Genomic DNA, 24,072 nt, shown 5'->3' with positions numbered 1-24,072 from the left:
GACGAAAACGGATTGCCTCGTGGCCAGAGCTCACGTTTGCTGGGCAGCATGGCTGAACTGCGTACCGATCGTCTCATCCTCCGTCGATGGGAAGACTCCGACCTCGAACCGTGGGCTGCGATGAACGCTGATCCCGAGGTTCGCGAGCACTTGGGCGACCCGCTCACCCGTGAACAGAGCGATGCCTCCGTGGCGCGGTTCCAGGCCGGGTTCGCCCAGCGGGGCTACGGATGGTGGGCGGTCGAAGTGCGGGCCACGGGCGAGTTCATCGGCTTCGCGGGCTTGGACCAGGTGGATGACGGTCTGCCGTTCACCGGGATCGAGATCGGTTGGAGGCTCGCCCGCTCGGCCTGGGGCCACGGCTACGCCACCGAGGCCGCCCTGGCCGGCCTGGCCTTCGGCTTCGAAACGCTCGACCTCCCCGAGATCCTCGCGGTGACGACTGCCACCAACCTCCGCTCCCAGGCAGTGATGCGCCGCATCGGCATGACCCGGGACCCGGCTGACGATTTCGACGACCCCACCGCGCCCGAAGGGCCCCTGCGCCCGAACGTGCTGTACCGAATCGCCCGTAGCGCGAGGATCTGACGCTCTCCCGCAGGTCCGGGTGTCGGCGGGGGTGGGGGCGTGGCCGGGCCGTAGGCTGCGGCGGGCGGGGCTTTCGTCCCGCGTGCGGGGGCCTTGCGGCTCTGGTGGCAGCGCGGCGGGGACGCCAGGGTTGGGGGCAGCAGCGGACGGGCCGTCAGGGCGGGCCGGGCCGCGGCGGACCGGGACGACCGTGGCGTTCGAGACGCGCGGAACACGTGGAACAGGTGGAGGAAGTCATGACGTCGATCGTTGCGGCCGGAGTCGACGGATCGCCGGCGAGCGTCGCCGCCGCCCACTGGGCCGCCGAGGAGGCGCTGCGGCGCGGGGCCGTGCTGCGGCTGCTGCACGCCTGGCCGTGGCTGACCGACGGCGTCGCCTCCTACGCCGAGCCCGACGACCTGCCCGCCGCCGCGCAGCGCCTCCTCGCCGCGGCCGCCGAGGAGGTCCGTGGGCGCCACCCCGGTCTGGACGTGCGGACCGACGTGGTGCTGGACGCTCCGGTGGACGGCCTGGTCGCGGCCGCGGGCGACAGCGAGTTGCTGGTGCTCGGCTCGCGCGGCCTCGGCGGCTTCGCCGGGCTGCTGCTCGGCTCGGTCGGCATGGCGGTCGCCGGGCGCAGCGCGGCGCCGGTCGTCGTGGTGCGGGAGCCCGGGAGCGACGGCGGTGACGGTGCGAGCGCGGGCGGCGAGGTGGTCGTCGGCGTGGACGCGCACGGCCCCGAGGCGGAGGTGCTCGCCTTCGCCTTCCGCGAGGCCGCCCTGCGCGGTGCCCGGCTCCGGGCCGTGCACGGCTGGGACCTGCCGCCGGTGTTCGGGTACGCGGGCGGCGCCGTGCCGGCGGGCGAGGTCGGCCAGCTGGAGGCGCTGGAGGCCAAGCTGCTGTCGCTGGCCCTGGCCGGGCCGCGCGAGCAGCATCCGGAGGTCGAGGTGGTCGAGGACGTCCGGCTCGGCGCGGCGCGCGGCCTGGTCGAGGCCTCGGCCGGGGCCGCGCTGGTGGTCGTCGGTCGGGGGCACCGCCCGGTGGAATTCGGGCCGCGGCTCGGGCGGGTCGCGCACGCGGTGCTGCACCACGCCGGGGCGCCGGTCGCGGTCGTACCGCACTGGTGACCGGCCGCACCGGCGGGGAGTGACCAACGGCCCGGGGTGGGCCGGGCCCTGGGCCCTGCCCGCCCCGGAGGGGCGCGGCGCTCGGCGTCCTGGAGGAGGTGCCCGCTCCCCGGCACGTCGAGGTGCTGCCGCAGCTGTGCCCGCTCGGAGCCCGGGGCGGCGGCCGGTCAGCTCCGGTCAGCTCCGGTCGGCGAAGGCGGTGCGCCAGGCGGGGCTGTCGACGTAGTGGTTGTCGAAGCGGTCGGCGGAGGTGGCGATCGCGGTCGGGCTGGTTTCGCCGCGCATGACGCTGCCGAGCAGGCGCAGGTAGTCGAAGCGGTCCATGCCGGGGTGCTTCGGGTCGGGGTGCCGGTCGGTGCCGGGGGTGAACAGGAACAGGACGTCGGCTCCGCCGCCCGGGGCGGCGGCGAAGGCGTGCGGGGTGTGCGGGGGGACGGCGAGGAAGTCGCCGGCGTCCAGGACGGTGACCTGCTCGCCGATCAGGACGCGCAGGGAGCCGCTGATGACGAAGAACAGCTCCCAGGCCCGGGTGTGGAAGTGGGCGGGGGCTCCGGCGGCGCCCTCGGTGAAGACGGAGCGGTAGACGGTGAAGCCGCCCTCGGCGGGGGAGGGTTCGGCGAGGAGGGTCATGGTGGCGCTCGGGTCGGCGCAGGTCTCGGCCTCGGTGCGGCGGGCCAGGATCGGGGTGGCGGAGTTCGGCTTCGTCGTCATGGGACCAGGCTAGGGTCGGAAAGACCCATGATCATGGGGCAATCGATCATCGTTTTGATGGGTCAATTCGAGGGCGGGGTGCCGGCTGCGACCCCCGCCCGCAGGAAGCCCGTGAACGCCGTCACCGCCGGTGGCACCCGCTGCCCCCGCCGCACCGCCGTGTACACGTGCCGGACCGGGGTGTCGTCCGGGTGCAGCGGGACGAGGGCGATGTCCGGGCGGGCGGCGCGGGCGGCCAGGGACGGGATGAGGGTGGTGCCCAACCCGGCGGCGACCAGGCCGAGTTTGGCGGTCCAGTTGGCGACGGCGTACTCGATCCGGGGCTGGAAGCCGCTGCGCACGCAGGACGCGAGCAGGGTGGACTCCGGCTGGCGGCGGGCCGCGATCCACGCCTCGTCGGCGAGCTCGGCCAGGCGCAGGCGCCGGCGCCCGGCCAGTCGGTGGCTGCGGGACAGGGCGACCAGCACCGGGTCCTCGGCCAGCGGTGAGAGGTCGAACTGGCCCGTGTCGTCGATGAGTTCGGCGTCGGCGTGGTAGGTGGCGAGGAGTGCGAGGTCGATCGCGCCGTCGGCCAGCAGGCCGAGCAGGGGTGCGGACAGCCCCTCGGTCAGGCTGATCGCCACCTGCGGGTGGGCGGCGCGGAAGGCGGCCAGTGCGCTGGGAACGAGCGCCACGTTGGCGCTGTCGAAGGCGCCGACCCGCAGCCGTCCGGCGGTCAGTTCGGTGAGGGCGGCCAGGTCCCGCCGGGTGGTGTCCAGGCGCTCCAGCATCGCCTCGGCGTGCGGCAGCAGCGCGCGCCCGTGCTCGGTCAGCCGCACCCCGCGCGCCAGCCGGTCGAACAGCGGCGTGCCCAACTCGGCTTCCAGGGTGGCGATCTGACGGGAAATCGCGGACTGGGTGTAGCCCAGGCGCTCCCCGGCGGCGGTGAAGGAGCCCAGGTGGGCGACGGTGCGGAAGACGTCCAGCCAAGCCATGTCCATTCCGCATGGATACCATGCCGGACATTCGCTTGTCGCGTGGCTCGGGCCTGCCTAGCGTGAGGGCCATGAAGAAGATCGCATTTCTCGGGCTGGGCCGCATGGGCCGGCCGATGGCCCGTCGCCTCGCCGCCACCGGCCACGCGCTGACCGTCTGGAACCGCTCCCCGGGCCGGGCCGACGGCCTCACCGAGGCCGCGACCGCGGCCGAGGCCGTGCGGGGCGCCGAACTCGTCATCACCATGCTGTCCGACCCGGCCGCCGTGGCCGAGGTGGCCGGGCAGTTCGTCCCCGCGCTGGCGCCGGGCGCGCTGTGGATCGACATGTCCTCGATCGGCCCGCGTGCGGTCGCCGAGCTGCGCGACGGGCTGCCGGACGGCGTGCGCATGGTGGACGCCCCGGTGCTCGGCAGCGTCGGCCCGGCGGCCACCGGCGGCCTGACCGTCCTCGCCGGCGGCGAGGAGGCCGACCTCGACCGCGCGCAGCCCGTCCTGGAACAGCTCGGCACGGTGCTGCGCTGCGGCGGCCCGGGCACGGGTGCGGCGCTGAAGGTCGTGGTGATCGGCGGCATCGTGGCATCGGTCACCGTGATCGGTGAAGTCCTGGCGGTGGCCGAGGAGTTGGGCGTGCCGCAGGAGCAGGCCCTGCAGGCGCTGTCGACCACGCCGCTGGCCGGGGCGCTCGCCCGGGCGCGCAGCACGGAGTCGGACTTCCCGGTCCGGCTGGCGGCCAAGGACCTCGCCCTGGCGGGCGGCGGGCCGGTGCTGACGGCGGCCCGTGAGGTGCTGCTCGCGGACCCGTCGATCGCCGACCTGGACCTGGCGTCGGTGGTGACCGCGCTGCGGCGGTAGTCGTCCCACGGGGCCCGGATCGCTTGGGGCCCGGACTGCTTGGGGCCCGGATCGCCCGGCTCGGGGGAGCGGACGATCCGGGCCCCGGGCCCGTGGCGTGCCGTCAGCGCGGCCGCGCGCCCGGCGGGAGGACCTGGGCGGACACGCGCAGGGGCGGGCTGTGCCGGAAGGTGAGGGTGAACTCCACCCACTGGCCGGCCGTCAGCGGCGGCGGGTCGGCGATCATCAGGTCGGCGTCCTCCGGAGTGAGGACGAGCTCGCCGCCCGGCGGGACCGGGAGGGCGGGGGTCGGCTCCCAGCGGCCGGCGGCGCCCTGGTGCAGGTGCCGCTTCAGAGTGATGCGGCTGCCGAACTGCCAGTCCGCGGCCACGAGTTCGTCGGGGACGTCGCCCGGGTTGCGGACCGTGAAGAACGCCGCCGTCGCCGGCGCGGCGCCGGCCGTCGGCAGGAGCATCCAGCCCGGGCCGGCGGCCTCCACCGGCCGGGGGCGGCCGGCGCCGCCGACCGCCGTCCAGCCGGTGAGCAGCACGAGGGCGAGGGCGGCCGCGCCGAGCGTGGGGGCGACGACCTTGAGCCGCTGGAGGATCGTCATCGCCGCACCGCCCCGTCCCGTACGGCCGTACCCCGTACCGTCCCGCCCCGTACCGCTCCGCCTCGTGCCGCGCCACGCCGTACCGCGCCACGCCGTTCGGCCCCGCCCCGCGCCGGCTGCCAGGTGCGCAGCCGCAGGCTGTTGCCGACCACGAGCAGCGAGCTGAGCGACATCGCGACCGCCGCCAGCATCGGGTTCAGCAGGCCGACCGCCGCGAGCGGGATCAGCACCAGGTTGTAGCCGAACGCCCACAGCAGGTTCGCCCGGATCGTACTGAGGGTGCGCCGCGCCAGCCGGACGGCGTCCACCACCGCCTCGATGTCCCCGCGCACCAGCGTCAGCCCGGCCGCGCCGATCGCCGCGTCGCTGCCGGAGGCGAGCGCCACCCCGAGGTCCGCCCCGGCGAGCGCGACCGCGTCGTTGACGCCGTCGCCGACCACCGCCACCGTCCGCCCGGCGGCCCGCAGTTCGGCCACCACCTCGGCCTTGCGCTGCGGCGAGGCGGCGGCGTGCACCCGCTCGATGCCGAGCTCCGCCGCCACGGCGCGGGCCGCGCCCGGCCCGTCCCCGGTCGCCAGGACCGGCTCCAGGCCGAGGCCGCGCAGCCGGTGCAGCGCCCGCCAACTGCCCGCGCGCACCGTGTCGCCGACCGCGAGGACGGCCGCGCCCCGCCCGTCCAGCTCCACCAGGACGGCGGTGCGGCCCGCGTCCCCGGCCGCTGCCACCGCGCGCGCCAGCTCGGCGGGCAGCGGCCCGGCCGCCGCGTCCGGGCGCACCAGCCGGACGGCCCGGCCCTCGACCGTCCCGGACACCCCGAGCCCGGCGGTGGCCGCGAAGCCCGCCACGGCCGGGAGCTCGCCGCAGCGCTCGCGCGCGGCCGCCGCGACGGCCCGTCCGATCGGGTGCTCGGAGCGGTGCTCGACCGCCCCGGCCAGCCGCAGCACGTCCTCCTCGGTCAGGCCGTCGTCCTCGCTCGGGCCGTCCACGTCGGGCAGGCCGCTCACGTCGACGGCGGTGACGGCGGTGAGCGCCATCCGGCCGGTGGTCAGCGTCCCCGTCTTGTCCAGCACCACGGTGTCCACCCGGCGCAGGCTCTCCAGCACCTCCGGACCGCGCACCAGCACGCCCAGTTCGGCGCCCCGGCCGGTGGCCGCGAGCAGCGCGGTCGGCGTCGCCAGGCCCAGCGCGCACGGGCACGCCACCACCAGCACCGCGACCGCCGCCGTCACCGCCGCCTGCGGGGCCGCGCCCGCGCCCAGCCAGAAGCCCAGCACGCACACCGCGACCGCCAGCACGCACGGCACGAACACCCCGGCCACCGCGTCCGCCAGCCGCTGCGCCCGCGCCTTGCCGGCCTGCGCCTCGGCCACCAGCGCGGTGATCCGCGCCAGCTGGGTGTCGGCGCCGACCGCCGTCGCCCGCACCACCAGCGCGCCGCCGACGTTCACCGTCGCGCCCGCCACCGCGTCCCCCGGGCCCACCTCCACCGGCACGCTCTCGCCGGTCAGCAGGCTCAGGTCGAGCGCCGAACCGCCCTCGACGACCACCCCGTCGGTCGCCACCCGCTCGCCCGGACGCACCACGAACTCCTGCCCCGGCAGGAGCAGTTCGACCGGCAGCAGACGCTCGGAGCCGTCCGCCGACCGGACGCACACCTCCTTGGCGCCCAGCTCGGCCAGCGCCCGCAGCGCGGACCCGCCGCTGCGCCGCACCCGGGCCTCCAGCAGCCGCCCGGCGAGGACGAACAGCGGCACGCCGACCGCCGCCTCCAGGTACACGTGCGCGGCGCCGCCGGACGCCGTCAGCGAGAACGGCATCCGCATGCCCGGATCCCCGGCACCGCCGAGGAAAAGGGCGTACGCGGACCAGCCGAAGGAGGCCACCACGCCCAGGCTGACCAGGGTGTCCATGGTCGCCGTGGCATGCCGCAGGCCGCGCCAGGCCCGGCGGTGGAAGCCCGCCGAACCCCAGGTCACCACCGGGACGGCGAGTGCGAAGCAGACCCACTGCCAGGCCGTGAACTGCAGCGACGGCACCATCGACAGCACCAGCACCGGGACGGCCGGCAGCGCGGTGAGCAGCAGCCGTCGGCGTTCGTCCGGCTCCTCGGCGGGGAGCGTCAGCGGGGCATCGGCCGGCGCCAACTCGGCGGTGTAGCCCGCCCGTTCGACGGCCGCGACGAGCTCGGCGACCGGCACCCCGGCGGGGTGCAGCACCCGCGCCCGGCCGGTCGCCAGGTTCACCCCGGCGCTCACGCCGTCGATCCGCGCCAGCCGCTTCTCCACCCGGCCCACGCAGGCCGCACAGGTCATCCCGCCGACCGCCAAGTCCGTGCTCACCAGCGCGGGCCCGGGCTCCGCGAGCGCGCTCACTTCATCCCGCCCATGTCGTGCCCGTCCATCCCCGGCGACACCCCGCCACCGCCACCCGCCGGCCGCAGGCCCGGCGCCACCGGGCCCACCTGACGGCCCACGGCGTAGGCGGTGCCGAACACCGCGACCAGGAGGAGGGCGAACCCCACCAGCACACTCAACGACTTCGCATTCACGGTCCAACAGTCGGACGGCGGCGGGGTGTGGTTCCCGTACGGTCGAAAGTCGTTCGTGGGGAGCCCGGCCGGTGGTCAGGGGCGGACACTGCGGGGGCCGGTGACGGCGGCGCCGAGGGCGGTGACGCGGGCCCGCAGCTCGCGGTCGGCGGTGGCCGCCAGGCAGCTGCGGCCCGGGTGTTCGGCGCGGGCGGCGTCGACGAGCTGCACGATCCGGTCGTCGCCGCTGCCGCTCGCCTCCACGACCCGGACCTCGGGCAGGCCCGCGACGCCCCGGGCGGCGCCCTCGACCACCAGCACCACGTCGAGCGGCCCCGGCAGGTCCGCCAGACCGTGCTCCGCGACGGCCACCAGGGCGTCCCGCAGCCGCTCGGCGGCGCCGCGCCGGTCCCGCCACCAGCCGTCCGGCACCGACCCGACCACGTTCGCGCCGTCCACGACCAGCAGCGGCCGCTCGGCGGCATCCCGTTCCTCGTGCTCCATGGCGGCCAAGCCTGCCACCTGCGGGCCGCGCCGGGCGATTTTCGGTGGAGCGGTCGGCGGGGCGGCGCCTACGCTCCGGGGAGCCGGCGGTCGGAGGAGCGGTCATGGAGGGCGAGTACTTCGCACTGGTCTGCGACGGGGTGCCCATCCTCGTCGTGCTGACCGACACCGGCCCGAACCTGCTGGAAGCGGTGAAGGTGGTCAGTCGGCACACCGGGCTCAGCCTGTGGCACAGCAAGCTCTTGCTCGGCGATCTGCCGGCCACGCTCCTGGACGATGTGACGGGGGACCGCGCCGAGCGGCTGATCACGGACCTGCGAACGGTGGGCGCCGCCGCCGAGATCCGGTACCGGTAGCGGTGAAATCCCTTGGCAGGAACGGTGGTTGGAGCGCCGGGAGCTCGGCGGGAACCTCAGCTACGCGATCGTGCAGGACGGCGTGCTGGTCGGCGCCTGCTGCCTCTTCCGCCGCGACGACGAGCGCGACGACATCCGCGAGATCGGCTACTGGCTGCACCCCGCCGCGACCGGCCGGGGCCTGGCGACCAGGGCCTCCCGTGCCCTGGTCGCCGAGGCCTTCCGGATCCCGGGTGTCGGGCACGTCGAGATCAGCCACGACCGCGCGAACCACCGCAGCGGCGCCGTCCCGGCCCGGCTCGGCTTCACCGAGCTCGGCCCCCGCCCCGCCGAGCGGCTCGCCCCGGCCGACACCGGCGAGGACCGGGTCTGGCGCCTCAGCCGCGCGGACGGGACGGTCGACTGACCGGGGGCGGCGCCGAGGCCGCTGACGTCACGCCGCGCCGCCCCCTGCGTAGGCGCGGGCGACGGCGGTGTGGGCGGCCTTGGGGGTGGTGCGGCCGTCCGGCCAGGAGCGGACCAGGCCGTAGCCGACCGTGTCGAGGTCGGCCCGCGGGTCCTCGGAGGCCGGGTAGGCGGGGGTGACGTACGTGAAGACGAAGGCGCCGGCGAGCCCTGCGGCGGTGAACAGGTCGATCAGGGAGGTGAGTTCGCCGGCCTGGACCTCCTCGTCGCGGACCAGGCCGGCGCGCGGGCGGCGGGTGCCGTCCGCGCGGTCGACCAGTGTCCAGGCCGAACCGCCGTGCTCGGCCGCGCCGGTGAACGTGGCGCAGCCGAACTCGGTGGCGACCACGGGCTTTTCGTGCTGGTGCAGTGCTTCGAGGTCGGCCCGGAGGGTGGCGGCGTTGCCGGAGTCCCGGTAGGCGTCGACGGCGACGAGGTCGAACGGCGTCCAGTCGATGTCCTCCCAGAGCCCGGCGGCGTAGGTGACGGGGCCGGAGAAGTGTCGGCGCGCGGTGGTGACGGCGGTGGACAGCAGGGCGTTGAGCCGGACCGGCGGCGGGCCGGCCGCGAAGAACTCCGGGGCCCAGCTCATCGGGTCGGCGAGCGCGGCCAGCCGGGTGCCGATGTCGGCGCCGGGGACCAGGCCGGTCAGGAAGAGGCTCCATTCGCAGCCGACGACCAGGGTGACGTCGGCGCCGGAGCGGTGGAGGTCGCCGGCGATCCGGGCCGCCGCCTCGACCGCCGCCAGGGCCGTCGCCTCGTCGGCGTTGGGCAGCACGGGGGAGAGCCAGACGGCGAGGCCCAGCCGGGCGGCCGTCTCGGCGGCGAGCCGCAGCCGGTCGAGGTCGTTGCCGGTGAGGCGGACGGCGGTGCAGTGCAGTTCGCCTGCGATGGCGGCGAGTTCGCGTTCCACGGTGTTCGCGGTGAGGTGCGGTCGGGTGACCGAGCCGTCGACGGTGGGAGTGCCCGTGTCGTAGGTGACGCCCTTGATCTTCACGGGTTCGTTCTACCGCATGGGTGATCGTCCCGGACCGCGAGGGCCGGGCGGCGTGCGCCGGTGCACGCCGCCCGCCCCCGTGTTCAGGCGGGTGCCCCCGCGCCGTGCCAGTGCCGCAGTGCCTGGTGGAGGTCGTTGAGGTGGCCGTCGTCCGAGGTCCGTACCCAGGCGGTGTGTCCGTCCGGCCGGAGCAGGACGGCCCGGAGCTCGGGGTGGTCGGGGCTGGTCGCGGTGACGACGTCCACCCGGTCCGTCCACCCGGCCGCCGCCTCGCGCAGGGTGCCGTCGTCCGTCAGGTCGAGCAGCACGCCGCGCCCCGGGGCGAGCAGCTCGGTGAGGCGGGTGGGGCCGTCTGCGGTGGTGAGGGGGAGGTCGGGGGTGAGGCGGCCGAGCCAGGGGTGGTCGGTGTCGGGGTGCATGGGGTAACGGGTGTCGAGACCGGTGATGGTTTCGGTGAAGGCGCGGTTGCCGTCCGGGTGTCGGGCGACGCGGGTGAGCAGGTCGGTCACGGGCCCGAGGCGGACGTCGGCGTCGGCGTCGGCGAGCAGGGCCAGCGCCTGGGTGCTCGCCAGCACGTGCGCGCCGGCGGGGTGGCGTTCGGCGTGGTAGCTGTCGAGCAGGTGGGCGGGTGCGGTGCCGCGGACGGTGGCGGCGAGTTTCCAGCCGAGGTTGAACACGTCGTCGAGGGCGACGTTGACGCCGATGGCCCCGGACGGCGGGTGGATGTGCGCGGCGTCCCCGGCGAGCACGATCCGGCCGCGCACGTAGGCGGCCGCTTGCCGGGCGGCGTTGCCGAAGCGCGACAGCCAGCGCGGGCTGTGCAGGTGGACGGGCCGGCCGAGCGCGTCGTCGACGGCGCGCTGGAGCAGGTCCAGCGTGACCGGGGTGTCCTGGTCGGCGGGGGGACGCGGGTCGGTGGTGAGGATCCGGACGTAGCCGGGGCGGGGGACGACGAAGACGCCGCCGCCGGGGCCGGTGGTCGGGCCGATCGGCAGCGCGTCCGGGTCGGCGAGTTCGACGTCTCCGAGCAGGGTGAAGCGGGTCGACGCGGTGCCGGGGAAGTCGATGCCGGCCTGTTTGCGGACGGTGCTGCGGCCGCCGTCGCAGCCGACCAGGTAGTCCGCCCGGATGCGGTACTCGGTGCCGTCCGCCGTGCTGACGGTGGCGGTGACCGACGCGGAGTCCTGGGTCAGCGTGCGCAGTTGGTGTCCGCGCCGGAGGTCGGCGCCCAGGGCGAGGGCGTGCGCCTCGAGGACCTCCTCGACCCGGGTCTGTGCGATGCCGAGCGTGTACGGGTGGTCGGTGCGGGTGCCGGCGAGGGTGAGGGTGGCCGGCAGGCCGGCGAACGCGGCGTGCGGGACCTGCCAGCCCTCGCTGACCAGCCGTTCGGCGAGGCCGCGCCGGGCCAGCAGGTCCAGGGCGCGGGCGTTGAGGTTGAAGCCCCGGCAGTAGCCGGGCCGTTGCGGGTGGCGTTCGAGCACGACGGTGTCGATGCCGGCGAGGCGGAGCTCGGCGGCGAGTAACAGGCCGGCCGGGCCGGCTCCGACGATCAGCACCTCGGTCATCGGACGGGCTCCTCTCCGGGGGCGGACCAGGTCCAGCCCTGTTCGGTGCGTTCGGCCCGGGGCCAGAACAGGCTTCCGTCGCGGATCTCGGCGACGGTCCGTCGCGTCCAGGCCAGTTCGGCCTCCCAGGCGTGCACGGCGCACTCGGCCTCGATCATGAACAGCCGGGGGACCTGGCCGGAGCCGACCGTGTCGGCCAGCACCGTGTTCGTCTCCTCGATCCGCCGGGCCAGGTGGCCGGCCCGTTCGAGCAGGGCCTCGGCGGCCCGCTCCGGGCCGAGTGCGCCGAGGTAGGACACCGCGGCCATGAACTTGGGGTACTCGGCGACGGGCGTGCGGAGCAGTTCGTCGATCCACCGCACGAACTCGTCCTGGCCGAGCCCGGTCGGCGCGTACACCGTCCGTTCGGGCCGCCGGCCGTCGCGCGCGGTCTCGACCGGCTCGATCCAGCCGTGCCGGACCAGCGACTCGACGGTGTCGTACAGCGACCCTGAGTTGACCTTGAAGCTGCTGTCCTTGTGGCGTTCCCGCAGGGTGGTCGCCATCTCGTAGGGGTGCATCGGCTGTTCCTGCAGCAGGCCGAGGACGGCCAGCGCCAGGGTGTTGGAGATCTTCCGCTTCGCCATGCGTGCTGTGCTCCGATCGACGATCGATATAGTCGGATCCTAGTAGCCGGATCCGACTATACGACACCGATGGCGGGGCCGTGGCGGTCCGGCAAGCCGCGGACACCGCCGAACCGGGGACCCGCCCGGCATGCCCCGCGAGGGCTGACCCGGCGGCAGACCGGCGCTCGGGTGGGCATCGGCGGGCCGATGGACGACGGGGAGCTGCTGGACCTCGGCGGGCGGCAGGTGCGCCGGCGGGTGCGCAACGTCAACACCCCGCACGTGCCGCACGGTTGGGAGGCGCGGGTGCTGTTCGAGGAGGAGACCCGGACGCTGTTCTGCGAGGACCTCTTCACCCGCCCTGCGCTCACTCGCCGAGCTGCGTCCGCGCACGCTCGCGGTCATGCACGGCTCGTCGTTCCACGGGGACGGCGCGGCCGCGCTGAACGCGCTCGCGGACGCGATGCTGGAGCGGTTCGGGCCCGAGGCGGAGTTCGCGGCCCGGCCGAGCGTGCTGGCGGGCCCGCACCCGTAGCGGGCCCGCACCCCTGACGGGCCGGCGGTCAGGCCAGGGTGATCCGGATGCCGATCGTGCCGCGGTCGCCGCGGCGCAGCCGGCTGCCGAGCAGGGTGAGCACGCCGAGCAGGCCGTACTTCTGGCGCAGCAGGGTGCGGTACGCGGCGGTGCGCTCGGGGGTGAGCAGCTCGGCGGTGGCCGGGTACTGCTCGCCGGTCGGGCGGCCCTTGACGTCGCACGGGCCGACCAGCACGTCGGCGCGGTTGCGGATCCGCTTGACCTTCCAGGAGTCGGCGACGGTCCAGATGCCCAGCGCCTCCCCGTCGCGGACCACCCACACGGGGGTCGGCACCGGGGTGCCGTCCTTCTTGTAGGTGGTGACGAGCAGGTAGCTGCCGGCGGAGAGCCGGACGATCCGGGCGAGCCGGTCCGAGGCGGCGGGGTCGACGGGGCCGGTGGGGTCGGGGGTCATGCCGGAGAGTCTAGAGGGCGGCTCGGCTCACCGGCGGCGGACGGAGTGCAGCCGGGCGCGCAGGCGGCGGGAGAGCCGGGGGCCGGTGCGGCCGCCGACCGCGGTGGCGCCGATGGCGGTGGTGCTCGAAGGCGCGGCGGCCGCGGCGGCCCGGCGGCGTGCGACCGTACGGGCGGCGGCCCAGAGGGCGAGGGCGCCGGCCAGCGCGGCGCCCGTCCAGACGGCGGGGGTGAGGCCCGGGTCGTTGGACGGGCCGCCGAGCGGCGGCTGGGCCCAGGCCGGCAGGTCGGTGGCGGCCTGCGGGGCGGCGGCAGAGGACGCGCCGCCGGCGGGGGCGGCGGTGTCCTCGGCCAGCTGCCCTACCGGCTGGACCTTCCCGGCGGCCGCGAAGCCCCAGTCCAGCAGGCTGGCCGCCTCGTCGTAGACCTTGCCCTGGGCCTCCGGGTGCATGACCGTCACCAGCAGGGTGCGGCCGTCGCGCTCGGCGGCGCCGGTGAAGGTGGCGCCCGCGTTGGTGGTGTAGCCGTTCTTGACGCCGATCAGGCCGGGGTACTTGCCGAGCAGCCGGTCGGTGTTGGCGATGTCGAAGCTGGTGCGCTGCCCGGTGAGCTTGTCGAGTCCGCCGGGGAAGCGGGCGGTGCGGGTGGAGCAGTAGGAGCGGAAGTCGGCGTTGCGCAGCCCGGCGCGGGCGAACAGGGTGAGGTCGTAGGCGGAGGAGACCTGGCCGTCCATGTCGTAGCCGTCCGGGGTGACGACCTTGGTGTCCCTGGCCTGGAGGGCCTGGGCCCGGGCCTGCATCTCGGTGACGGTGCGCTGGACGCCGCCGTTCATGTGCGCGAGGACGTGCACGGCGTCGTTGCCGGAGCTGAGGAAGACGCCCCGCCAGAGGTCCTCGACCCGGTACGGCAGGTTCTCCTTGACGCCGACGAGGCTGCTGCCGGCGCCGAGGCCGGCCAGTTCGGCGGGGGTGACCTGGTGCTCCAGGGCGCGGTCGAACTTGGGCAGCACGGTGTCGGCGAACAGCATCTTGAGCGTGCTGGCGGGCGGCAGCGGCAGGTGGGCGTCGCGGGCGGCGAGCACCTCGCCGGTGGTGGCGTCGGCGACCAGCCAGGAGCGGCCGGTGAGGGTGGCCGGCAGGGCGGGGGCGCCGGCCAGCGGCGCGATCTGGACGGCCGGGCGGCCGAGCCGTTCGCCGCCGACCGCGGCCCCGGCGTCCTGGGCGACGGCGGCGGGGGCGGCCGGTGGCAGGGCGGTCAGTGGCAGGGTGGTCAGGGCCAGGGCGGTGAGGGCCAGGGCCGAGGCGGCGGCCGCCTGGGCGGTCTGCCGGGTTCGTCTGCGCTGCACATGCTTCGACTGCACACGGCGAACGTAACCGGGCGGCCGCCGGGGCGCCGGGGCTGCTGCTCCGTCCGGTGGGCCGGGCGGCACGGGCTCGGGCCGCGACTTTGGTGGTCCCGGCGCGCGCCGAAAGTCGGATTACCGGACGCCGGCGCCTTCCTAGGCTGACGGACATGAAGACTCTGCTCGGCTACCTCGGTTTCGTGCTGATCCTCGGCGGCGGCACCGGCCTGCTGGCCGACCGGCTCGGGGGGTTCCGGCTGTTCGGCTTCGTCCGCTACCTGGTGCCGGACGGCCACGAGACGGTCGGCTACGCGGCGCTGCTGGCGCTCGGCGTGCTGCTCTCGATTCCCGCCGCCCGGCGGGGCTGATCGCTCAGGAGGCCGCGATGCCGTCCAGCAGGACGGCCAGTCCGGCGCGGAAGGCCTCCCCGTCCTCGTTCCCGGGTGCGCCGCCGGGGTCCCGCCGCAGCGCCGTCAGCAGGGGGAAGTGCTCGGCGAAGTCCGGTGCGAAACCGTCGAGTTGGTCACCGCTGGCGTCGGCGGTGGCGGCGGCCGCGCCGCGGACGTACTGCCGGAGGGCGGCGACGGCTCCGCGCAGTCGGGCGGGCGCGAGTGCGGCGGGTGCGAGGGCGCTCAACAGGCTCTCCAGCGCGGCGAGTTCGGCCGGGCCGAGGGCGGGCCGGGCCGGCGGGAGCCGGAGCACCCAGGGGTGGCGCAGGTAACAGGCGTACAGCTGCTCGGCCCAGTCGGTGGCGGCGGCCCGCCAGTCGTCCGACCGCGGTGCGGGGGGCGGGAGTTCGGCGAGTGCGCGGTCGTGCATCAGGGCCAGGAGCTCGTCCTTGCCGGGCACGTAGGTGTAGAGCGCCATCGCCGTGCGGCCGAGGCGTTCGCCGACCGCGCGCATGGAGAAGGCGGCCATGCCCTCGGCGTCGGCCACCGCGATGGCGGCGGAGACGATCGCGTCCACGCTGAGGCCCGGCTTGGGGCCGCTGCGGGCGCCCCGCCCGGCGCGCGACGGTTCGGGCGCGTCCCAGCGCGGGGCGCGTGGGCGGTGGGGGTCGCCCGGCCCGGCGTGGACGGTCATCCCAAGTCTCCTTATGGCGTAAAGCATTCCTGCGGGCACCGCCGTGGCGGCAACTCTTTATGGCGTAAGGATATCCGGCCCGTCCGCGCCGCCCGCCTCGCCCGTCCGCGCCGCCCGTCCCGCCGGCCCCCCTCCCCACCTCCGCCGGAGCGGCGCTCCGGCGGAAACAGCGGAGCCCGGTTTTGGATCGGGTCGACGGGGAAGGAATGTCGCGGTGTCGACAAAGAGTCGACCGACTGGCGACATTCCGCCACTGTCGAGAGTCCGCCACTGGCGTTTTCGGGGCGGCATCGCTCGGTTTCGACCGTGACTGACCGGTCCTGATCGGCGAAAAAGGGACACCTCCGGCGCGATTTATACGGTGTATTTTACTTTCTGATGGTCATTTTTACTTTCTGATGGGGATTTCACCCCTTGTCGTGGTCGTGTCGGATGCGCTGGAATGCGACCGCTGTCGGGACGCGCGGTCCGGACCAACCACGCGGCCGATCCGGACTCGCGTACGCTGGGCTGTGCGCAACCTGACGTCTCATCAGACGAAAGGATGTCCATTGATCAGCTGGCGGAAAGCCCAGCTAGCAGCTGCCGTCACGGTCACCTCCGCGTCCATGGTCCTGACCTTCGGGACCTGCGCGAACGCCACCCCCGCCCCCACCCCCTCGAACGCCCCCACGGCGGCCGAGGGCGGGGCGCCGGCGCCGGTGATCGTGATCCTGAAGGACCAGATTGCGGACGCCCCGGCCGACCACGGTCACCTGGGCGCCCGCCAGCAGAAGACGGCCAACGCACAGGCCCCGCTGCTGGACAAGGTCAAGGCCCACGGCGGCACCAACATCAAGAGCTTCGTCGTCGGCAACGCCTTCTCGGCCACCGTCGACCCGGCTCTGCGTGCCTCCCTGCAGGCCGACCCGGCCGTCGCCGCCGTGGTGGCCGACACCCAGGTCAAGGTCGCCCCGGTCGCCGCCTCGACGGCGAAGACGGGCAAGGACGCCGTCGACGCCAAGGCGGCCGGCAACGGTGACGCCAAGGCCGCCGCCCCGGGCAGTGACGGCAGCCAGGGCTCGGAGGAGAACGCGACCAACACGGTCTGCCCCTCCGACCCGAGCAAGCCGCTGCTGGAGCCCGAGGGCCTCTACTCGGTGCGCGCCCAGACCGGCAACGGCCACCCCGGTGTCGAGAACCTGGCCACCGGCAAGGGCGTCAAGGTCGCCTACATCGCGGACGGCCTCGACCCGAACAACCCGGACTTCATCCGGGCCGACGGCTCGCACGCCGTCGTCGACTACCAGGACTTCGCCGGTGACGGCTGGGCCGCGCCCACCGGTGCGGCCGAGGCCTTCGGCGACGCCTCGGCGGTCATCGCCCAGGGCCGCCAGGTCTACGACGTCTCGCAGTTCGTCAACGCCTCGCACCCGCTGCCGGCCGGCTGCAACATCCGGATCAAGGGCCTCGCCCCGGACGCCGACCTGGTCGCGCTGAAGGCCGGCGGCGAGATGATGTCCAACTCGTCGATCCTGCAGTCCATCGACTACGCGGTGCGGGTCGCCCACGTCGACGTGCTGAACGAGTCCTTCGGTGGCAACGTCACCCCGGACAGCGGCGCGCACGACACCATCTCGCTGTTCAACGACCAGGCCGTCAAGGCCGGTGTCACCGTCTCCGTCTCCTCCGGTGACGCGGGCATCAGCGGGACCATCGGCACCCCGGCCACCGACCCGAACGTGATCGCGGTCGGCGCGTCGACGGACAACCAGAACTACCAGCAGACCGGTTACGCGGCCTCCCAGTTCTCCAACAAGAAGTGGAGCAACAGCCGCATCTCCGCGCTGTCCTCGGGTGGCTTCACCCAGGCCGGCCGGACCGTCGACCTGGTCGCGCCGGGTGAGTCGGACTGGGCGCTGTGCACCCCCGACGTCACCAAGTACACCGACTGCACGGGCTACAACGGCAAGCCGTCGGCGATCCAGCCGTTCGGTGGCACCAGCCAGGCCGCCCCGTTCGTCACCGGCGCCGCGGCCCTGGTCATCCAGGCCTACCGCGACACCCACGGCGGCGACTCGCCGTCCCCCGCCCTGGTGAAGAAGTTCCTCACCGGCACCGCCCAGGACCTCGGCGTTCCGGCCGAGGAGCAGGGCGCCGGTCTGCTGAACGTCCGGGCCGCCGTCGAGGCCGCCCGCGGCTACGACGACGGCGACGGCACCGAGGGTGCCAACACCGTGGTCGTCAACACCGGCCAGCTCGACATCGCGGGCGCCCCGGGCTCGACCCACACCGCCGACGTGTCCGTCACCAACACCAGTGACAGCCCGCAGACGGTGAGCGCCGCCACCCGCGCCTTCGTGCCGCTGGCGAGCAACACCCAGACCGTCCAGATGGACACGTCCTCGAAGGACACCTTCAAGTACGCGACCAACGGCTCGGACTGGGTCCAGAAGCAGGTCAAGTTCACCGTCCCGGCCGGCGCCGACCGCCTCGCGGCCTCGATCGCCTGGCACGGTGCGGCCAACCCGGTCGTCAACGGCCCGGTCGTGCGCCTGACGCTGCTCGACCCGTCCGGCAAGTTCGAGACGAACACCCGCCCGCAGGGCGGCGCCACCCCGGCCAACTTCGGTCTGGTGGACGTCCCGCACCCGGTCGCCGGCGAGTGGACCGCCGTCTTCTACACCCCGGCCGGCGCCAAGGGCTTCAACGGCCCCGTCCAGTTCGGCACCTCGACCCAGCGGGCCGTCCCGGCCGGTTCGGTCGGCCCGAACACCGCCGAGCTGCAGCCCGGTGAGACCAAGAACCTGAAGGTCCAGCTCACCACCCCGGCCACCAGCGGCGACTCGAGCGAGGCCGTCACGGTCTCCAGCTCGAACGGCAGCACCACCAGCGTTCCGGTCGTGCTCCGCAGCCTCGTCCCGGTCAAGGACGGCAAGGGCACCTTCACCGGCACCATCACCGGTGGCAACGGCCGCGGCTCCTCGCCGACGCAGAGCTTCACCTACGGCTTCGACGTCCCGAAGGGCCAGAAGGACCTGCGGGTCGGCCTGACCGTCGCCAAGGACGCCAACCTGCTCATGCAGGGCGCGCTGATCAGCCCGAACGGCACCCCGATCGACATCGAGGGCAACGGTCTGTTCGACGACAAGGGCAACCTGACCGGCACCAACCCGGGCGTCTCGGCCACCACCGTCAACCCGGCCGAGGGCCACTGGCGGTTCGTCCTGAACGTGCTCGGCCCGATCAGCGGCCAGCAGCTGTCGCAGGACTTCACCGGCACCATCGCGTTCAACCAGAACCAGGCCACCGCGGCCGGTCTGCCGAACGACGCGAAGACCAAGCTGGCGGCCGGCAAGCCGGTCACCGTCACGGTGAACTACACCAACAACACCGTCGCCACCCAGAAGATCTCGGCGGACGGCCGCCTGGACAACCGGGTCGACGTGCCGCTGGTCCCGCAGGGCGCCTCGGCCTCGGTCACCCTGCCGCTGAGCCTCAGCTCCGCGGTGCCGGGCTTCCTGGTCCCCCCGGGCACCGACCAGCTCAAGGGCGTCGCGGCCTCCTCGACCCCGGCTCAGCTGGAGCTGGCCGCCACCACCTCGTCGCCGGACCTGTTCGGTGACCTGAAGAAGGCGCAGAACGGCTCGACCATCTCGACCGTGACCGACAAGGGCACCGCCGAGCAGCCGATCGTCCCGGGCAACTGGGGCACCTTCGTCCAGCAGATCGGCCCGTTCAGCAACGCGGGCGCGCCGGCCGGCACCGCCACCATCACCGCCACCGCGCACACCCTGGCGTTCGACCCGGCGCTGACCTCCAGCACCGGTGACCCGTACGCCGCCTCGGTGAACGCCACGGCCCCGGCCGCCACCCCGGTGACCGTCCAGCCGGGCGCCAGCGGCTCGCTGCAGGTGACCGTGACCCCGACCGGCCCGAAGGGCAGCACGGTCAAGGGTCTGCTGTACCTGGTGTCCGCCCCGACCTCGGTGGCGACCGCCAACAACAGCCTGAGCACCACCGGTGCGGTGCTCGCGGCGATCCCGTACAGCTACACCGTGAGCTGACGCTTCGTCGGTCTGACCGCAGGAAGCACCAACTGGCCGAGGCCGTCCCGGAGTTCCGGGGCGGCCTCGGTCGCGTTTCAACCGCTCGGGGGTGGGCAGGGACCAGGCATCAGGACATGTCGGCCCAATCGGGGAGCGGATTTGTACGAGGCGATCAAACACAGCGACGTCGAGGTCAACGGCGTCCGGCTGCACGTGGCCGAGCAGGGGGAGGGCCCGCTGGTCCTGCTGCTGCACGGCTTCCCGGAGAGCTGGTACTCCTGGCGCCACCAGTTCGCCCCGCTCGCCGCGGCCGGCTACCGGGTCGTCGCCCCGGACCAGCGCGGTTACGCGCGCAGCGAGCAGCCGGAGAGCGTCGACGCGTACACCCTGCTGCACCTGGTCGGGGACGTCACCGCGCTGATCGGGGCCCTCGGCGAGGAGCGGGCCGTCGTGGTCGGGCACGACTGGGGCGCGCCGGTGGCCTGGACCACCGCGGCGCTGCGGCCCGACCTGGTGCGCGGCGTCGCCGGGCTGAGCGTGCCGCCGGTGCCGGTCGGCGGGCCGCCGCCGCTGCAGACCTACCGGGAGAACTACGGCGAGGGCTTCTACCAGATCTACTTCCAGGAGCCCGGCCGGGCGGACGCCGAGCTCGCCGCCGACGTCAAGGCCAGCCTGCGGCGGATCCTGGCGGGCACCACGCCGGACGGCAAGCCGCGGCCCTGGGTGGTGCCCGAGGGGAAGACCCTCCTGGACACCATCCCGGAGCCGGAGCGGCTGCCCGGCTGGCTGACCGACGCGGACCTCGACGTCTTCGCCGCCGACTACGCCCGGCACGGCGAGCGGGCCTTCACCGGCGGGCTCAACTGGTACCGCAACGTCGACCGCAGCGCCGAGCTGCTGGCGCCGTTCATCGGGGTGACGGTCGAGGTGCCGGCGCTGTACATGGCCGGCGAGCAGGACCTGGTGAACGCGATGCTCCCGCCCGGCGCGCTGGAGTACCTGCTCGGCCGATTGCCCCGGCTGCACCGCTCCGTCCGGCTGCCGGACACCGGGCACTGGACGCAGCAGGAGCGGCCGGCGGAGGTCACCGAGGCGCTGCTGGACTTCCTGAAGCACCTGGATTCGTAGGTAGTTGACGGCTGTCCGGGCGCGGCCCCGCAGCGGGGCCGCGCCCGGTTGCGCGTTACTCGATCGGGACCGCGAGGGCGGTGCGCAGCGTGAGGGACTCCTGCGGGTTGCCGAAGTCGCGGGAGGAGACGATCAGCCCGTGGACGACCCGGATCACGTTGATGTACGTGAGGGCGAAGGGCTCGCCGGTCGCGGTGATCCGCCCGTGCACCCGGAACTCGGCGATGGCGACTTCGGGGTCGGCGGTCTCGTGCAGGGTGACCTCGTCGACGGTGTGGAAGCTCCACAGGCCTGCCGTCGCCTTCATCCGGGCCCGCATGGTCTCCCGGCCGGTGGTCACGGGTGGAGCCGACCCGAGGCCGCACCTAGTAACGTTACTGGGTGCCCCGGCCGCCGCTTCCACCGCTGTGCGCCGGGGCCGGCCCAGCAAGCCCGCCTTGACGGCCGGACCGCAGCCGACCGATCCCCACCGTCACCGGTCCGTTCCGAGGACCGAGATCCGGACAGGAGAGCAGCAGGTGAGCACGGCACATGCCAGCCCGGGTGACTACAGCCAGGTGCCGAATCCGGAGCAGGCGCTGAAGTACGCGATTCAGCACATCGCGGGCGACCGCGTGGAGATCGTCGAGGGAGTCATCACCCCCGTGTCACCGTCCTGGGCACACGAAACCGCAGTCGACCTGATCCGCGAGCAGATCGGGCCTCGCATGCGGGAGCTCGGCCTGCGCGCCGGCTCCGGAAACCTCGACCTGCCCGGTACGGAGAACTTCTACGTCCCCGACCTCGCCGTCGTACCCGCCGAGCTCGCGAAGACCGAGGGAGCCCTCCTGCCCGACCAGACCGTGCTCGTCGTCGAGGTGACCTCGCCGTCGAACGGCGACACCGACCGGACCTCCAAGCGCCGGCGCTACTCCCAGTTCGGCGCGCCCGTGTACCTCCTGGTCGACCGTCAGGAACGCACGTGCACCCTGTTCTCCCGACCGGGCCGGCTCGGCTACACCCGGGTCGAAGGCCCCCACCCCTTCGGCACGCCGCTGCAGCTCCCGCCGCCGCTGGACCTCGAACTCGACACGGCGGGTTTCTGAGCGGACGGCCCGGTCACGGCTCGTGCCGGCCACTTCTCGATGGAGCTAGACCGGCAGGAGGCGGGTGATCAGGTCGGCGAGGCGGCGGGCGTTGCGGCAGGAGTGCATGTCGACGACGGCCGCGTAGGCGGGGGCGGCCGAGTCGCCGGTGGTCCAGAGGGAGGGTTGCTCGGGGTTGAGCCAGAGGACCCGGCGGGCGCGGGCGGCGATCCGGTGCAGGGCGGGGAGGTTGGGGTCGCGGTGGTTGTTGCGGGCGTCGCCGAGGATCAGGACGGTGGTGCGCGGGCCGACGGCGTCCAGGTGGTCCTCGGCGAAGCCGGCGAGGGCCGAGCCGTAGTCGCTGTTGCCGTGGTAGCCCATCACCCGGGCCTCGGCGAGGATGCGGGCGGCGAGCCGGCCGGGGTCGTCGGCGCCGTCCGCGCGGAGCAGGTCGGTGACCTCGGCGGTGCGGTTGACGAAGGCGAACACCCGGACCTTGCTGAACTGTTCGCTCATCGCCCGGACCAGCAGCATGGTGAAGTCGGCGAAGCCCGCCACCGAGCCGGAGACGTCGCACAGCAGCACCAGCTCCGGCCGGGCCGGGCGGCGCAGCCGGTACGCGGGGCGCAGCGGCACCCCGCCGGTGGCGAGCGAGCGGCGCAGGGTGCGGCGCAGGTCGATGTGGCCGCGGGCGGCGCGGCGGCGCCGGGCGGCCAGGCGGGTGGCCAGCTTGCGGGCCAAGGGGTGGACGGTGCGGCGCAGTTCGGCGATCTGGTCGCGGCCGGCGGCGAGGAAGTCGATCCGGTCGGTGGTGGGGGCGAGGGCGCGTTCGGCGATCCGCTCGGCGCCGCGCAGTTCGGCGACCCGGCGGCGGGCCTCGGTGGCGACCAGGCCGCGGAAGCCCTGGATGCGGCGGCGGATCTCGTCGGCGAGGACGCGGTCGGCGACGTCGGCGTCCTCGGGGCCGCCCTCGGGGCCGCGCTCGCGCAGGGCGGCGAGGATGCGGGCGAGCAGCGTCTCGGGGGAGAGCCGGCCGAGCGCCTGGTGGGCGGACCAGCCGTCCGAGCCGGGGGTGGCGCCGGTGCCGTACCGGCCGAAGGCCTCGATCACCTCGCCGGCCAGCCGGGCCTGGGCGGCGCGGTCGTCGGCGGCGAGCGCGGCGGCGAGGCGTTCGCGCAGGTCGTCGCGGAGCGGGTCGGGCCGGCCGAAGCGGGGCGGCTCCGGGTCCTCCGGCACCGGCGGCGGATCGGCGCGGACGGCCTCGGGGGTGCCGATGCCGAGCGGGAAGAACAGGTCGAAGGAGGCGTCGAAGACGGCCCGTTGGCCGTCCGAGCGGAGCAGGGCGGCGGCCAGGCCGGCGCGCATCTGCTCGCGGTCGTCGAGGCCGAGGACGTCGAGGACGGCGGCGGCGTCCACCGTCTCGGCCGGGCCGATCCGCAGGCCGTGCCCGCGCAGCGCGCGGACCAGGCCGGTGAGCCGGGCGGCGGTGTCCTGCGCGGCGGTGTCCTGTACTGCGGTGTCCTCGGGCCCCGGCTCGGTCGGTCGCGGCGCGGTGGTCATGCGAGGGTGAGCTTCCGGGCGGCTTTGCGGACGTCGTCCTGGTGCTTGAGGATCACCCCGAGGGTGTCCCGGACGACGGCGTCGTCCAGGGTGTCCGCGCCGAGGGCGAGCAGGGTGCGGGCCCAGTCGACGGTCTCCGCGACGGACGGCGCCTTGCGCAGCTCCATCGCCCGCAGCGCGCCGACCACCCGGACCAGCGAGGCGGCCAGCGTCTCATCCAGGCCGGGCACCTGGAGGCGGACGATCCGGTGTTCCAACTCGGCGTCCGGGTAGTCGAGGTGGAGGAAGAGGCAGCGGCGGCGCAGCGCCTCGGAGAGCTCCCGGGTGGCGTTGGAGGTGAGCAGCACGAACGGGCGGCGGCTCGCGGTGATGGTGCCGAGCTCGGGGACGGTCACCTGGAAGTCGCTCAGCAGCTCCAGCAGCAGGGCCTCGACCTCGACGTCGGCCTTGTCCAGCTCGTCGATCAGCAGCACGGTGGGCTCGTCGCCGCGGATGGCGGTGAGCAGCGGCCGGGTGAGCAGGAACTCCTCGCCGAAGATGTCGGTGCGGGCGGCGTCCCAGCCCTCGTCGCGGCCGGCGGTGATCCGCAGCAGCTGCTTGGCGTGGTTCCACTCGTAGAGCGCGCGGGCCTCGTCGATGCCCTCGTAGCACTGCAGCCGGACCAGCCGGGCGGCGCCGATCCGGGCCACGGCCTTGGCGAGTTCGGTCTTGCCGACGCCGGCGGGGCCTTCGACGAGCAGCGGCTTGCCGAGCCGGTCGGCGAGGTAGACGGTGGTGGCGACGGCCGTGGAGGCCAGGTAGCCGACGGCGGCGAGCCGGTCGACGGTGTCCGCCACCGACGTGAAGAACCCCGTGCCGTCGCCGTTGCCGTTCTCGGTCATCCGTCCGCCCCGTTCCGGTCCGCCGTGCCAGTCGGGCGCCACCCTACCGGCCGGTCACTTGCTTGTCTCGGGTCCGCTGCGGCGGGGGTCCGGACGGGCGCGCGGGCCCGGGCGTGGTGGAGCGGCGTACGGCGGGCCGGGCCCGTCGTACGCCGCTGCGCTGTGTCCGCTG

General features: G+C 74.6%; 25 protein-coding genes. 10 read left to right on the top strand and 15 right to left on the bottom strand.

The genetic code is table 11. The annotated features are described in order from the left end of the window. Positions 1-48 precede the first annotated feature (48 nt). Positions 49-588 carry a GNAT family N-acetyltransferase gene (locus VM95_RS00340; protein ID WP_045692034.1) on the top strand — a complete coding sequence of 180 codons (540 nt, stop codon included), beginning with the start codon at positions 49-51 and terminating at the stop codon, positions 586-588. A 236-nt stretch (positions 589-824) separates the two neighbouring features. Next, complete coding sequence (locus VM95_RS00335) at positions 825-1,694, top strand: universal stress protein (protein ID WP_045691873.1); 870 nt, start codon at positions 825-827, stop codon at positions 1,692-1,694. A gap of 177 nt (positions 1,695-1,871) precedes the next feature. Here VM95_RS00335 and VM95_RS00330 read toward each other — a convergent pair whose 3' ends face one another. Beyond that, entirely contained in the window at positions 1,872-2,405 is a 534-nt protein-coding gene (locus VM95_RS00330; protein ID WP_045691872.1) for a cupin domain-containing protein, read from the bottom strand. Positions 2,406-2,467: 62 nt separating this feature from the next. Further along, positions 2,468-3,385 carry a LysR family transcriptional regulator gene (locus VM95_RS00325; RefSeq protein WP_045691871.1) on the bottom strand — a complete coding sequence of 306 codons (918 nt, stop codon included), beginning with the start codon at positions 3,383-3,385 and terminating at the stop codon, positions 2,468-2,470. A gap of 65 nt (positions 3,386-3,450) precedes the next feature. Between VM95_RS00325 and VM95_RS00320 the strand changes: the two genes are divergently transcribed. Then, complete coding sequence (locus VM95_RS00320) at positions 3,451-4,233, top strand: NAD(P)-dependent oxidoreductase (RefSeq protein ID WP_045691870.1); 783 nt, start codon at positions 3,451-3,453, stop codon at positions 4,231-4,233. 103 nt (positions 4,234-4,336) lie between these two features. On the opposite strand, the gene VM95_RS00315 is transcribed toward VM95_RS00320, so the two are convergent. The 4 genes from VM95_RS00315 to VM95_RS00300 form a co-directional block, all read right to left on the bottom strand. Beyond that, the gene (locus tag VM95_RS00315) at positions 4,337-4,825 is read right to left on the bottom strand and encodes a copper chaperone PCu(A)C (RefSeq protein ID WP_052707059.1); all 489 of its coding nucleotides are present in this window, start codon (positions 4,823-4,825) and stop codon (positions 4,337-4,339) included. Continuing rightward, positions 4,822-7,197 carry a heavy metal translocating P-type ATPase gene (locus VM95_RS00310; protein WP_063773422.1) on the bottom strand — a complete coding sequence of 792 codons (2,376 nt, stop codon included), beginning with the start codon at positions 7,195-7,197 and terminating at the stop codon, positions 4,822-4,824. The genes VM95_RS00315 and VM95_RS00310 overlap by 4 nt, the downstream gene beginning before the upstream one ends. Next, positions 7,194-7,373 carry a hypothetical protein gene (locus VM95_RS00305; protein ID WP_045691869.1) on the bottom strand — a complete coding sequence of 60 codons (180 nt, stop codon included), beginning with the start codon at positions 7,371-7,373 and terminating at the stop codon, positions 7,194-7,196. Before VM95_RS00305 ends, VM95_RS00310 begins: the two co-directional genes overlap by 4 nt. 75 nt (positions 7,374-7,448) lie before the next feature. Then, entirely contained in the window at positions 7,449-7,856 is a 408-nt protein-coding gene (locus tag VM95_RS00300; protein ID WP_045692031.1) for a hypothetical protein, read from the bottom strand. A gap of 104 nt (positions 7,857-7,960) precedes the next feature. On the opposite strand from VM95_RS00300, the gene VM95_RS00295 reads away from it, so the two are divergent. Beyond that, complete coding sequence (locus tag VM95_RS00295; protein ID WP_045691868.1) at positions 7,961-8,212, top strand: ribosomal protein L7/L12; 252 nt, start codon at positions 7,961-7,963, stop codon at positions 8,210-8,212. 7 nt (positions 8,213-8,219) lie between these two features. After that, positions 8,220-8,618, top strand: a complete 399-nt coding sequence (locus VM95_RS00290) for a GNAT family N-acetyltransferase (RefSeq protein ID WP_078859483.1) — start codon at positions 8,220-8,222, stop codon at positions 8,616-8,618. A gap of 27 nt (positions 8,619-8,645) precedes the next feature. Here the strand turns inward: VM95_RS00290 and VM95_RS00285 are convergent, their stop codons facing one another. From VM95_RS00285 to VM95_RS00275, 3 genes are all read right to left on the bottom strand, one after another. Next, positions 8,646-9,653: a hypothetical protein gene (locus VM95_RS00285; protein WP_045691867.1), complete on the bottom strand. Its 1,008-nt coding sequence runs from the start codon at positions 9,651-9,653 to the stop codon at positions 8,646-8,648. A gap of 83 nt (positions 9,654-9,736) precedes the next feature. After that, positions 9,737-11,218 (bottom strand): FAD-dependent monooxygenase, encoded by a 1,482-nt coding sequence (locus tag VM95_RS00280; RefSeq protein WP_045691866.1) that lies wholly within the window; start codon positions 11,216-11,218, stop codon positions 9,737-9,739. Continuing rightward, positions 11,215-11,844, bottom strand: coding sequence for a PadR family transcriptional regulator (locus VM95_RS00275; protein ID WP_045691865.1), 630 nt, complete (start codon positions 11,842-11,844; stop codon positions 11,215-11,217). Before VM95_RS00275 ends, VM95_RS00280 begins: the two co-directional genes overlap by 4 nt. 385 nt (positions 11,845-12,229) lie before the next feature. On the opposite strand from VM95_RS00275, the gene VM95_RS45040 reads away from it, so the two are divergent. Beyond that, a complete protein-coding gene (locus VM95_RS45040) occupies positions 12,230-12,361 on the top strand; it encodes a hypothetical protein (RefSeq protein WP_279616806.1) in 132 nt (43 codons plus the stop codon). A gap of 28 nt (positions 12,362-12,389) precedes the next feature. Here the strand turns inward: VM95_RS45040 and VM95_RS00265 are convergent, their stop codons facing one another. Then, positions 12,390-12,815: a PPOX class F420-dependent oxidoreductase gene (locus VM95_RS00265; protein WP_045691864.1), complete on the bottom strand. Its 426-nt coding sequence runs from the start codon at positions 12,813-12,815 to the stop codon at positions 12,390-12,392. 27 nt (positions 12,816-12,842) lie between these two features. Then, the gene (locus VM95_RS00260; RefSeq protein WP_425265263.1) at positions 12,843-14,174 is read right to left on the bottom strand and encodes a D-alanyl-D-alanine carboxypeptidase family protein; all 1,332 of its coding nucleotides are present in this window, start codon (positions 14,172-14,174) and stop codon (positions 12,843-12,845) included. 152 nt (positions 14,175-14,326) lie between these two features. On the opposite strand from VM95_RS00260, the gene VM95_RS00255 reads away from it, so the two are divergent. Beyond that, entirely contained in the window at positions 14,327-14,524 is a 198-nt protein-coding gene (locus VM95_RS00255; protein ID WP_045691863.1) for a hypothetical protein, read from the top strand. A gap of 4 nt (positions 14,525-14,528) precedes the next feature. Here VM95_RS00255 and VM95_RS00250 read toward each other — a convergent pair whose 3' ends face one another. Further along, positions 14,529-15,239: a TetR/AcrR family transcriptional regulator gene (locus VM95_RS00250; protein WP_045691862.1), complete on the bottom strand. Its 711-nt coding sequence runs from the start codon at positions 15,237-15,239 to the stop codon at positions 14,529-14,531. A 551-nt stretch (positions 15,240-15,790) separates the two neighbouring features. Between VM95_RS00250 and VM95_RS00245 the strand changes: the two genes are divergently transcribed. Both VM95_RS00245 and VM95_RS00240 read left to right on the top strand, forming a co-directional pair. Beyond that, positions 15,791-19,285: a S8 family serine peptidase gene (locus VM95_RS00245; protein ID WP_107072816.1), complete on the top strand. Its 3,495-nt coding sequence runs from the start codon at positions 15,791-15,793 to the stop codon at positions 19,283-19,285. A 141-nt stretch (positions 19,286-19,426) separates the two neighbouring features. Then, positions 19,427-20,395, top strand: a complete 969-nt coding sequence (locus tag VM95_RS00240) for an alpha/beta fold hydrolase (protein ID WP_045691860.1) — start codon at positions 19,427-19,429, stop codon at positions 20,393-20,395. Between the two features lie 55 nt (positions 20,396-20,450). Here VM95_RS00240 and VM95_RS00235 read toward each other — a convergent pair whose 3' ends face one another. Next, positions 20,451-20,735 carry a nuclear transport factor 2 family protein gene (locus VM95_RS00235; RefSeq protein WP_052707057.1) on the bottom strand — a complete coding sequence of 95 codons (285 nt, stop codon included), beginning with the start codon at positions 20,733-20,735 and terminating at the stop codon, positions 20,451-20,453. A gap of 178 nt (positions 20,736-20,913) precedes the next feature. On the opposite strand from VM95_RS00235, the gene VM95_RS00230 reads away from it, so the two are divergent. Continuing rightward, on the top strand, positions 20,914-21,480 hold the full coding sequence (locus tag VM95_RS00230; protein ID WP_045691859.1) for a Uma2 family endonuclease: 567 nt from the start codon (positions 20,914-20,916) through the stop codon (positions 21,478-21,480). 45 nt (positions 21,481-21,525) lie between these two features. On the opposite strand, the gene VM95_RS00225 is transcribed toward VM95_RS00230, so the two are convergent. Then, positions 21,526-23,019, bottom strand: a complete 1,494-nt coding sequence (locus VM95_RS00225) for a vWA domain-containing protein (protein ID WP_078859480.1) — start codon at positions 23,017-23,019, stop codon at positions 21,526-21,528. Beyond that, positions 23,016-23,900, bottom strand: a complete 885-nt coding sequence (locus tag VM95_RS00220; protein WP_045691858.1) for an AAA family ATPase — start codon at positions 23,898-23,900, stop codon at positions 23,016-23,018. The genes VM95_RS00225 and VM95_RS00220 overlap by 4 nt, the downstream gene beginning before the upstream one ends. Positions 23,901-24,072 lie beyond the last annotated feature (172 nt).

The sequence above is a fragment of the Streptomyces rubellomurinus genome, assembly GCF_000961885.1.
In the GTDB taxonomy this organism is placed as follows: Bacteria; Actinomycetota; Actinomycetes; order Streptomycetales; family Streptomycetaceae; genus Kitasatospora; species Kitasatospora rubellomurina.
Note: the sequence above shows the minus strand (reverse complement) of the source record. Positions and strands in the feature narration are given on the sequence as shown.

What these genes read in the sequence shown, in the direction of transcription:
- VM95_RS00340 (WP_045692034.1), top strand. Translation starts at nt 49, where the DNA reads ATGGCTGAACTGCGTACCGATCGTCTCATCCTCCGTCGATGGGAAGAC.
- VM95_RS00335 (WP_045691873.1), top strand. Translation starts at nt 825, where the DNA reads ATGACGTCGATCGTTGCGGCCGGAGTCGACGGATCGCCGGCGAGCGTC.
- VM95_RS00330 (WP_045691872.1), bottom strand. Translation starts at nt 2,405, where the DNA reads ATGACGACGAAGCCGAACTCCGCCACCCCGATCCTGGCCCGCCGCACC.
- VM95_RS00325 (WP_045691871.1), bottom strand. Translation starts at nt 3,385, where the DNA reads ATGGACATGGCTTGGCTGGACGTCTTCCGCACCGTCGCCCACCTGGGC.
- VM95_RS00320 (WP_045691870.1), top strand. Translation starts at nt 3,451, where the DNA reads ATGAAGAAGATCGCATTTCTCGGGCTGGGCCGCATGGGCCGGCCGATG.
- VM95_RS00315 (WP_052707059.1), bottom strand. Translation starts at nt 4,825, where the DNA reads ATGACGATCCTCCAGCGGCTCAAGGTCGTCGCCCCCACGCTCGGCGCG.
- VM95_RS00300 (WP_045692031.1), bottom strand. Translation starts at nt 7,856, where the DNA reads ATGGAGCACGAGGAACGGGATGCCGCCGAGCGGCCGCTGCTGGTCGTG.
- VM95_RS00295 (WP_045691868.1), top strand. Translation starts at nt 7,961, where the DNA reads ATGGAGGGCGAGTACTTCGCACTGGTCTGCGACGGGGTGCCCATCCTC.
- VM95_RS00280 (WP_045691866.1), bottom strand. Translation starts at nt 11,218, where the DNA reads ATGACCGAGGTGCTGATCGTCGGAGCCGGCCCGGCCGGCCTGTTACTC.
- VM95_RS00275 (WP_045691865.1), bottom strand. Translation starts at nt 11,844, where the DNA reads ATGGCGAAGCGGAAGATCTCCAACACCCTGGCGCTGGCCGTCCTCGGC.
- VM95_RS45040 (WP_279616806.1), top strand. Translation starts at nt 12,230, where the DNA reads ATGCACGGCTCGTCGTTCCACGGGGACGGCGCGGCCGCGCTGAACGCG.
- VM95_RS00265 (WP_045691864.1), bottom strand. Translation starts at nt 12,815, where the DNA reads ATGACCCCCGACCCCACCGGCCCCGTCGACCCCGCCGCCTCGGACCGG.
- VM95_RS00255 (WP_045691863.1), top strand. Translation starts at nt 14,327, where the DNA reads ATGAAGACTCTGCTCGGCTACCTCGGTTTCGTGCTGATCCTCGGCGGC.
- VM95_RS00250 (WP_045691862.1), bottom strand. Translation starts at nt 15,239, where the DNA reads ATGACCGTCCACGCCGGGCCGGGCGACCCCCACCGCCCACGCGCCCCG.
- VM95_RS00225 (WP_078859480.1), bottom strand. Translation starts at nt 23,019, where the DNA reads ATGACCACCGCGCCGCGACCGACCGAGCCGGGGCCCGAGGACACCGCA.
- VM95_RS00220 (WP_045691858.1), bottom strand. Translation starts at nt 23,900, where the DNA reads ATGACCGAGAACGGCAACGGCGACGGCACGGGGTTCTTCACGTCGGTG.